Consider the following 9,495-nt stretch of genomic DNA (forward strand, 5'->3'; position numbering starts at 1 on the left):
GCCCGCGCCCGTTTCTGACAAGACTTTAAACCTTGTGGCTTGCAGCTAGTCTCAACAGTAAGTCGCCGCGTTATCCACGCAGGCGATGGGTCACTCATCACCGCCTGCGACCGCGGGCTTTATTGAGGTTGCCATGAAAATCCGAGAATTGGCCCAGCACTGGGAAGAAACCGCCAAGGGTCGTTTGACCAAGACCGAATACGCCATCCACCTGGACATGGAAGCCGCCGCCCGGCTGGCGGCCATCGCCGAAATGTACCCCAAGCGCCATCCCGAGGAACTGCTCGGCGAGTTGATCGGCGCCGCCCTGGAAGAGCTGGAAGCCAGCTTTCCCTATATCAAGGGCCAGCAGGTGATCGCCACCGATGAAGAGGGTGATCCGTTGTACGAAGACGTCGGCCCGACGCCGCGCTTTTTGACCCTTTCGCGCCGCTATCTGCAGGATCTGTCAGCGAGCGCCGACGAACAGAAACACTGAGACATTTCTTCAACCCCCCTGTATTCCGGGCCTTTCGCAGGCCCGGTGTACCGCTGCGCAACGCAGAAGTTCCATTTTTTCCCACTGACCTGTCAGTCAAAAAATTTTTTTAGGCAAATCGCCATCTTCTCTGAACTATTCAAAAAAGCCTCCGGTCACACCGAATAAGCCATCACTTGGAACAGCCGTTTGAAAGGTGTCACGCGCCACTGCCGGACCCGCAATCGCTGACCGCCTGAGATGGATGTCGATGTTTTTCAGGAGTTACCCAATGGAGTTGAAGACGATGAAGACCAGCACTGCCAAATCCTCGTTTAACCATCTGCGCGGGCTCAAATTGGCCGCGTTGGCAATCGGCACCAGCTTCGTTCTGGCTGGCTGCGCCGGCAACCCTCCGACCGAGCAATACGCGGTGACCCAGTCTGCGGTGAACAGCGCCGTCAGCGCCGGCGGCACCGAGTTCGCGGCGGTGGAAATGAAGTCGGCCCAGGACAAGCTCAAGCAAGCCGAGATCGCCATGCACGACAAGAACTACGACGAAGCCCGTCGCCTGGCCGAACAAGCCGAGTGGGACGCCCGCGTCGCAGAGCGCAAGGCCCAGGCCGCCAAGGCTGAACAGGCTGTGAAGGACTCCCAGAAAGCTGTTCAGGAGCTGCGTCAGGAAGGCATGCGCCCGGCTGCTATCCAGCAGAAATAAGCCGCCGCCCCTGATTGCACTGCACCCGATATCGAATTGAAAGGACGACACGACTATGCGTAAACAATTGATGATCCCTGCCCTGCTGGCGATGAGCGTTGCCCTGGCGGCGTGCTCCACCCCGCCAAACGCAAACCTGGAAAACGCACGGACCAACTTCTCGGCCCTGCAAGCCAACCCGCAAGCGACCAAAGTGGCGGCCCTGGAAACCAAGGACGCCAGTGAGTGGCTGGATAAGGCTGACAAAGCCTACCGCGACCGCGAAGACCAGAAGAAAGTCGACCAGTTGGCGTACCTGACCAACCAGCGCGTTGAGGTGGCCAAAGACACCATCGTGCTGCGCGAATCCGAAGCCAAGCTGAAAAACGCCGGCGACGAACGTGCCCGCGCTCTGCTCGAAGCCCGTGACGCACAGATCAAGCAACTGCAAGACAGCCTGAACGCCAAGCAGACCGATCGCGGTACCCTGGTGACCTTCGGTGATGTGCTGTTCGCCACCAACAAGTCCGACCTGAAATCCAGCGGCCTGGTGAACATCAACAAGCTGGCGCAATTCCTTCAGGAAAATCCGGATCGCCAGGTGATCGTCGAGGGCTACACCGACAGCACCGGCAGCGACTCGTACAACCAGAGCCTGTCGGAGCGTCGCGCGGCTTCGGTGCAGGTCGCACTGATCAAAATGGGCGTGGACCCACGCCGCATCGTGACCACCGGTTACGGCAAGGAATACCCGGTGGCCGATAACGGCAGCGTATCGGGTCGCGCCATGAACCGTCGTGTGGAAGTGACCATTTCCAACGACAACCAGCCGGTCAAGCCACGTTCTTCCGTGGTCAACTGATCGACCCGCGCTGAATGAAAAAAACCACCGGAAACGGTGGTTTTTTTTGGTCAATAGGTGATGGGGCCCGGGCTCTCTGCACGCTCTGAAAAATCGGGTTTAAGCGTGGGCAGTTCGTCGTCGCACGGCTCCTGCAACCAGTCGAGGATAAGCCCTTTGCAGCTTTCTACGGACTGATGCGTCCTGGCCATCTCTAACATTCTACCGATCGGATCATTCAGCACCGTGGGTCTCCTGGGCGCGCTATGGATAGGTGACCACTCAATCACCGTGATCGGCCAATGAGTGGTGTCTTGCGCCAGTTGGTTCCAAATATTTCCGAAATGGAATCAGGGCTGCAATTGCGGGGTTTCCTGGCCCATGCAGCGCACAGCCTGCTTCTTGTTGTTGACCAGCACACCCGTAAGGCCTTTTTGCTCGGTGTCGAACATCACCAGCACGCCATCGATGCACTGCGCCACTTGCGCAGCCGGGGTCAGGGAGACCTTGTAATCCTCCCCCGGAACGGTCTTGAGCATGGTGAACTCACTGAGCAGCAACGCATCTTCCGGCTTGGCGAAGTGCAGGTAGCCGTAGTACCAGAGGCATCCGACGGTACCGATGATGGTGCCGATACCGGTGAGGATCAGCGGGATCATGTTGCGTTCTTCGCTCATTGCGGGCTCTCTGATGCGTCAGCTTTAGGAAGGGGATAATTCGGAATTTCGCCCAGGCGGCGCAGGCCGTCGAAATGCTGCGGGTCGTCCAGATAACGCAGCATCACGGTTTGCCAGGTCTTGTCGGCAAATGTCTGCACATGCCCGCCCCGGGTCAGTTGCAGGACCCTCGGCGGCGGCGCGGCCTGGTACAGCCGAATGCCATTGGCCACCGGCACAATCGGGTCATCCAGGCTGTGAAACAACAACTTCGGCACACCCGTCAGTTGAGGCATGGTGCGGATCGCACTGTCGGCGTCCGGCACCAGCCATGACAGGGGTACCTGCAACGGCCATGTTAACCAGGAGGTACTCAGGGCGAATTGTCCTACGTCACGATAACTGGCCGGTACGCCGTCCAACACCAGCGCCTTGAGCTGCGCCTGACGCTGCGGGTGTTCTGCCAGGTAATGCACCGCCAACGCGCCGCCCAGGCTCTGGCCCAGCACGATCAGCGGCTGGCCTTGGGTTTCGGGGGCCGTGTCGACCCAGTTGAATGCAGCATCGATATCCTGATAGATCGCCGGCAGCGACGGCTTGCCTTCCGACAGCCCGTAACCGCGATAGTCGAGCAGCAGCACCTGATAGCCCTGCTCCGGCAACCACCAACTGCCGCCGAGGTGCCAGGCGAGATTGCCGCCATTGCCATGCAGGTGCAGCACCGTGCCCTTGAGCGGTACGCCGGCCTTGGCCGGCAGCCACCAGGCATGCAGCTTCACGCCGTCAGCGGTGGTGAGGGTGACATCACGGTAGGCCAGGCGGGCTTTATCCGGTGTGAACGGCAGGCCCGGTTCGGGGTAGAACAGCAGCGAGCTGCAACCGTTCAAAGTGAGTAGCAGGCACAGAATGCCGAGGATTCTCATCCGTTGAAGCCTCGCAATTATTCAAAGTTTTCAGACTCACAGAAATTCAAATGTGGGAGCGGGCTTGCCCGCGAAGGCGGCGTGTCAGGCCACTCATCTGTTATTGATACACCGCATTCGCGAGCAAGCCCGCTCCCAAATTTTTTAGAGGATATTGGAGTAATCCGCTTCGATCCGGTCCAGGCTCAAGTGGTTGAGGAAGTTGGAGAAACACATCCAGGCCGCCAGCGCGTTCATGTCGCGAAACTGCTCCGGCAGGTATTTGGGCGGTACCACCAGGCCTTCGTCGACCAACTGGCGCAAGGTGCGCATGTCTTCCAGGGTGGTCTTGCCGCAGAACAGCAGCGGCACTTGCTCCAGCTTGCCTTTGCGCACGGCGAGCTGGATGTAGTTGTAGACCATGATGAAGCCCTTGAGGTAGGACAGATCCTTGGTAAACGGCAGCCCGGTCGGCGTCGAGCCACGGAATACCCGGCTGGCGTTGCCATAGCTTTCGGCCATTTCAAAACCTTGCTCGCGGAAGAACTCGAACACCTGCAGGAAGTCTGCGCCCTCCTCCACCATATGGATGGCGCGGGTGCGGTTGGTCAGCTTGCGCAGGCGGCTCGGGTAGGAGGCGAACGTGATGATCTCCATCAGGATCGCCAGGCCCTCCTGGGTCACCGTCGACGAGGGCGGGCCCTTGGACAGGAAGGTGCAGATCGGCTGGTTCTGGCCATTGAGGGTGGTGCCGACATGCACCAGTCCCTCGTGTACTTCCAGGGCGCGCACGTCGCGCTCGTTGAACATGGCGTCGGCGCGGATCTTGATGTAGTCGGCGCCCGCCGCCGCGTCGGCGACGATACCGTCGGACTCGAACACACGGATGGTTTCTTCGGCCTCGCCAAACACCTTGTTCAGGCGGCTTTGCAGCAGCTCCACGGCGTTCTTGGCGGTAAGGGTTTTGGCTTCGTCTTTCAGGTCGCCACGGCCATCGATGTTGTTCAGGTAGTCGGAGAGCATCAGGCCCAGGTCAGCCAAGGTCGGGTCCCCGGCGTGGAAGGCATCGGAGGCGGCGCCGTACAGCTCCTGGGAAATCAGGCCGAAATCCTCGGTACCCCGCGCCTCGAGCATGCGCACCACCATGCGGTACTCCTTGCACATGCGGCGCATGATCTGCCCCACCGGGCTGAACTGGCCGAGGCGACGGGTAATGTCGCGCTCGATGTTCTGGAACTCCAGCTTGACCGCGCTGGAATCGAACGACAGGGGCCGGTTCAAGTAATAATCGCGATCCACGGCGGGCATTTCCTTGCCCTTGGCCTTGAGGAATCCCTGGCGAATGTTCTCGTCCCACTTCACGGCGTCGAGGACGCGGATCGGGGTTTGCGCCAGCACAATGCGATCAGACAAGGCGCGTATCGTCTGCTGGTAATCGTCCACCCGCTACTTCCTCTTTAAACGTTATTGGCCTGCGCGCTGATAGCGCACGGCTTCCACGAACACGTCGGCATTGGCGGGGTCATCCAGGTAGGCAAACACCTGATCCAGGGAGCTGTCCACCAGCACGCCGGCGCCTTCGACGGTTTCCACGGTACTGCCGTGCAGCACCTTCTGACCTATCGCTTGATGAATCTGCTCAAGGTCAAGGTTGTAGACCACCAATTCGCGCGTTTCGCTGATTTCAAACCCCGCCAGGATGAAATGCCCGCCCAGTTTGGCCGGCAATGGGGCCGAAAGGTACCAGCGACTGCCATGGCGCGAGACGGTGAACAGGTATTCATCGCGCTCGCCCGGTTTGGCTTTAGGGTAGCTCACGGCTTTGTAGCGGTGCTCGCCGGCACGGGTGATCTGCAGATTGAGCGGTTCGCCCCAGGCATTCTTGCTCGACCAGCGCCCCAGCAAGGCGTCCGGCGCAGCTTCATGGGCCGGCAGCGGGTCCTTGAAGGTCACCAGGCAACCGCTGAGCAGCAAGAATGACAAGGTGATTGCCAGAACACGCCAGGTTTTCATCACATTCCCCATCAGGTGTGGGAGCTGGCTTGCCTGCTCCCACATAAAGCGAATCGCATATTGGCTTGTCTAGACCGAGGCCAATACCAAATGCATGTAACGCTTGAGGATCTCAAGCATCTCTTCACCGGTCAGAGGCTCTGCGCCGCCCAACAGGCCCTGATATTCCATCCGACCGATTATCGCCGTCAACACTTTGGCATCCTGTTGCGGCTCACGGGAACCCAGCACCTGGAAAAACTGCCCGGTGCCCTGCAACAGAATCTGTTGGTGAGAGCGCACCAGTTCGGCCAGTCGTGGGTTCAACAGAGCCTCCTGGCGAAAGGCCTGTTCGGCCATCAGGTGCTCGCGACGATTGGTAAGTTGGCGCTGCACATAGTCGGCGGTCAGCCGTGCAATGTCATCGGCCAGTTGCGAACGCGACTGCGGGCTGCCATCGCCATAGGCGACCATCTCGCGCAGCAGGCCTTCGTTGCGCACCCACAGTTTGCCCATGAACGCGGCACTGCGTTCGACGTACTGGGCGAAGGTATCGGTGAGCAGGTCATCGATATCCTTGAAATAGTAGGTGGTGGCCGACAATGGCACCCCGGCCTCCGCCGCCACCGCGCGGTGACGCACCGCCCGTACGCCCTCGCGCACCACGATGCGCATGGCCGCGTCGAGAATGTCTTGCCTGCGTTGCTCGCTGCCCCGTCGACTCGCCTTGCGGCCCTGGTACTGGACGCTTTCAGCCACGGCAGCGGCAATGCCGGCGGCGCCTTCTTGAGCGGTTACGCGGTTCACGACAGAGCTTCCTTTTTATAGGGGTGACGCGGAGCGTCAGGGGAGGCTTTCCCACGCAGCGCGTGGGAACGATCGCCGATCACCTGGCGCTGTTTGCTTGACGCTTATGAATGCCACATAAAAAAGCCGCCTTATAAAAGGCGGCTTCGGGTATCGCTACGGTTACGCTTGCGGCCGCATGTGCGGGAACAGGATCACGTCACGGATCGACGGTGAGTTGGTCAACAACATCACCAGACGGTCGATGCCGATACCTTCACCGGCGGTGGGCGGCATGCCGTATTCCAGGGCGCGTACGAAGTCGGCGTCGTAGTGCATGGCTTCGTCGTCGCCGGCGTCCTTGTCGGCCACTTGGGCCATGAAGCGCTCGGCCTGGTCTTCCGCGTCATTGAGCTCGGAGTAGGCATTGGCGATTTCGCGGCCACCGATGAACAGCTCGAAACGGTCGGTGACGTTCGGGTTGTCGTCGTTGCGGCGGGCCAGCGGCGACACTTCGAACGGGTACTGGGTAATGAAGTGCGGCTGTTCCAGCTTGTGCTCCACCAGTTCTTCGAAAATCATCACCTGCAGTTTGCCCAGGCCTTCGAAGCCCAGCACCTTGGCGCCGGCTTTCTTGGCGATGGCACGAGCCTTGTCGATGTCGTTCAGATCATCGGCGGTCAGTTCGGGGTTGTACTTGAGGATCGAGTCGAACACCGACAGGCGCACGAACGGCTCGCCGAAGTGGAACACCTTGTCGCCGTACGGTACGTCGGTGCTGCCCAGGACCAGCTGTGCCAGCTCGCGGAACAGCTCTTCGGTCAGGTCCATGTTGTCTTCGTAGTCGGCGTAGGCCTGGTAGAACTCCAACATGGTGAATTCTGGGTTGTGGCGGGTCGAGACGCCTTCGTTACGGAAGTTGCGGTTGATCTCGAACACTTTCTCGAAGCCGCCCACCACCAGGCGCTTGAGGTACAGCTCCGGCGCGATACGCAGGAACATGGCCATGTCCAGCGCATTGTGGTGAGTTTCGAAAGGCTTGGCCGCAGCACCGCCCGGGATGGTTTGCAGCATCGGGGTTTCGACTTCGAGGAAGTCGCGCTTGGCCAGGAAACTGCGGATATGCGCGATCACTTGCGAGCGCACACGGAAGGTGTCGCGCACCTCCTCGTTGACGATCAGGTCGACGTAGCGCTGGCGATAGCGCTGCTCGGTGTCCGACAGGCCGTGGTGTTTGTCCGGCAGCGGACGCAGGGACTTGGTCAACAGGCGGACGCTGGTCATTTCAACGTACAGGTCACCCTTGCCGGAGCGCGCCAGGGTACCTTCGGCTGCAATGATGTCGCCCAGGTCCCAGGTTTTCACCGAGGCCAGGGTTTCTTCCGACAAAGTCTTGCGGTTGACGTAGACCTGGATGCGACCGGTCATGTCCTGGATCACCAGGAACGAGCCACGGTTGAGCATGATGCGACCTGCCACCTTGACCGGGATCGCCGCTTCGGCCAGTTCTTCCTTGGTCTTGTCCGCGTATTGCTTCTGCAGCGCATCGCAGTAGTTGTCGCGACGGAAGTCGTTGGGGAAGGCGTTGCCCTTGGCGCGCTCGGCAGCAAGCTTTTCCTTGCGCTGGGCGATCAGGGAGTTTTCTTCCTGTTGCTGGGCCTGGTCGAGTTGTTGGTCGCTCATGTCTTCAAATTTTCCATCAGGTTCGTTGTCCCCGGCCTTCGACCGGGGATCGCCGGCGAGCCGGCTCCTACAGGGGGTATTACAGGCCTGATTTCAGGCTGGCTTCCAGGTATTCGTCGATGTCGCCGTCGAGCACCTTGTCGCAGTCGCTGCGTTCGATGTTAGTGCGCAGATCCTTGATCCGCGACGCATCGAGCACATAAGAGCGGATCTGGTGCCCCCAACCGATGTCGGACTTGCTGTCTTCCAGGGCCTGGGAGGCGGCGTTGCGCTTTTGCATCTCCAGCTCGTACAACTTGGCCCGCAACATTTTCATGGCGGTGTCCTTGTTCGCGTGCTGGGAACGTTCGTTCTGGCAACTCACCACGGTGTTGGTCGGTACGTGGGTGATACGCACGGCCGAGTCGGTGGTGTTTACGTGCTGACCACCGGCGCCGGAGGAACGGTAGGTGTCGATCCGCAGGTCGGCCGGGTTGATCTCGATTTCCACTTTGTCGTCGATTTCCGGGGATACGAACACCGCGGAGAACGAGGTATGGCGACGGGCGCCCGAGTCGAACGGGCTCTTGCGCACCAGGCGGTGCACGCCGATCTCGGTACGCAGCCAGCCAAAGGCGTATTCGCCCTTGATGTGTACGGTCGCGCCCTTGATGCCGGCGACCTCGCCTTCGGACAATTCCATGATGGTGGCATCGAAACCACGCTTGGAAGCCCAGCGCAGGTACATACGCAACAGGATATTGGCCCAGTCCTGGGCTTCGGTACCGCCGGAACCGGCCTGGATGTCCAGGTAGGCGTTGTTCGGGTCCATTTCGTGGCTGAACATGCGGCGGAATTCAAGCTTGGCGAGGCCTTCCTCAAGGCTGGCCAGCTCGGCGACGACATCGCCCACCGCGCCTTCGTCGTTTTCTTCGACGGCCATGTCCAGCAGGTCACGGCAATCGGCCAGACCGGTGTTCAATGCGTCGAGGGTCTCGACGATCTGCGCCAGCGCAGCGCGCTCGCGGCCCAGTTCCTGGGCGTATTCAGGTTTGTTCCAGACACTCGGATCTTCAAGCTCGCGGTTGACTTCGGTCAGACGCTCATGCTTTTGATCGTAGTCAAAGATACCCCCGAATAGTTTCGGAGCGCTCGGACAGGTCCTTGATGGTGTTAAGGATCGGGTTGATTTCCATGGCGGGCAGCACTCGTTGGCGAACTTTTGAAAGCCGGCGAGTATAACGGCAAACGGGCTTGAGCGGCAGTCCGCTGGGCGAAAAGGCGCTCGGGGTGTGGGTTGATCGTATGGGGACAGATCCATTGCTGCGGTAACGGCGGGTTATGGTTCCGCTCTTACAGCGGGTCACTTTTGGAAAAGAGCCCGGAATGCCGGCCCAGCCAAAAGTAACCAAAAGGGCTCTTGCCCCGACACTCGGCACCTCGCTGTGGCTCGGTGTACCCGTAATCCGACGGAAATTCGGGGGGCCGCCGCCACGCGCCAT

The 9,495-nt window shown here is 60.1% G+C and carries 11 protein-coding genes; 3 read left to right on the forward strand and 8 right to left on the reverse strand.

Annotated elements, in window-relative coordinates; translation table 11 throughout:
* Positions 1-133 precede the first annotated feature (133 nt).
* From ACW9IB_RS16860 to ACW9IB_RS16870, 3 genes are all read left to right on the forward strand, one after another.
* Positions 134-478 (forward strand): pilin assembly protein, encoded by a 345-nt coding sequence (locus ACW9IB_RS16860; RefSeq protein WP_457364981.1) that lies wholly within the window; start codon positions 134-136, stop codon positions 476-478.
* Positions 479-749: 271 nt separating this feature from the next.
* Positions 750-1,175, forward strand: coding sequence for a DUF4398 domain-containing protein (locus ACW9IB_RS16865; RefSeq protein ID WP_457364982.1), 426 nt, complete (start codon positions 750-752; stop codon positions 1,173-1,175).
* A 55-nt stretch (positions 1,176-1,230) separates the two neighbouring features.
* Positions 1,231-2,016: an OmpA family protein gene (locus tag ACW9IB_RS16870; RefSeq protein ID WP_457364983.1), complete on the forward strand. Its 786-nt coding sequence runs from the start codon at positions 1,231-1,233 to the stop codon at positions 2,014-2,016.
* Positions 2,017-2,345: 329 nt separating this feature from the next.
* Here the strand turns inward: ACW9IB_RS16870 and ACW9IB_RS16875 are convergent, their stop codons facing one another.
* The 8 genes from ACW9IB_RS16875 to ACW9IB_RS16910 form a co-directional block, all read right to left on the reverse strand.
* A complete protein-coding gene (locus ACW9IB_RS16875; RefSeq protein ID WP_457364984.1) occupies positions 2,346-2,672 on the reverse strand; it encodes a hypothetical protein in 327 nt (108 codons plus the stop codon).
* Positions 2,669-3,574, reverse strand: coding sequence for an alpha/beta hydrolase (locus ACW9IB_RS16880; RefSeq protein ID WP_457414548.1), 906 nt, complete (start codon positions 3,572-3,574; stop codon positions 2,669-2,671). Before ACW9IB_RS16880 ends, ACW9IB_RS16875 begins: the two co-directional genes overlap by 4 nt.
* Before the next feature lie 144 nt (positions 3,575-3,718).
* Complete coding sequence (locus ACW9IB_RS16885; protein ID WP_457364986.1) at positions 3,719-4,996, reverse strand: flavohemoglobin expression-modulating QEGLA motif protein; 1,278 nt, start codon at positions 4,994-4,996, stop codon at positions 3,719-3,721.
* Positions 4,997-5,017: 21 nt separating this feature from the next.
* Complete coding sequence (locus ACW9IB_RS16890) at positions 5,018-5,566, reverse strand: hypothetical protein (RefSeq protein WP_457414550.1); 549 nt, start codon at positions 5,564-5,566, stop codon at positions 5,018-5,020.
* A 69-nt stretch (positions 5,567-5,635) separates the two neighbouring features.
* Entirely contained in the window at positions 5,636-6,352 is a 717-nt protein-coding gene (locus ACW9IB_RS16895; RefSeq protein ID WP_457364988.1) for a TetR/AcrR family transcriptional regulator, read from the reverse strand.
* Between the two features lie 162 nt (positions 6,353-6,514).
* Positions 6,515-8,014: a lysine--tRNA ligase gene (lysS, locus tag ACW9IB_RS16900; RefSeq protein ID WP_457414551.1), complete on the reverse strand. Its 1,500-nt coding sequence runs from the start codon at positions 8,012-8,014 to the stop codon at positions 6,515-6,517.
* A 79-nt stretch (positions 8,015-8,093) separates the two neighbouring features.
* Positions 8,094-9,189 (reverse strand): peptide chain release factor 2 gene (prfB, locus tag ACW9IB_RS16905; RefSeq protein ID WP_457364990.1). Its coding sequence is split into 2 segments (ribosomal slippage): positions 8,094-9,116 and positions 9,118-9,189, totalling 1,095 coding nucleotides; the frame shifts between segments, so codons are not numbered across the junction.
* Positions 9,115-9,495 (reverse strand): hypothetical protein (locus tag ACW9IB_RS16910; RefSeq protein WP_457414552.1); only part of this gene is annotated, 381 nt, incomplete at its 5' end. The genes prfB and ACW9IB_RS16910, both read right to left, overlap by 75 nt.

The organism is Pseudomonas sp. SDO524_S393, from assembly GCF_054071875.1.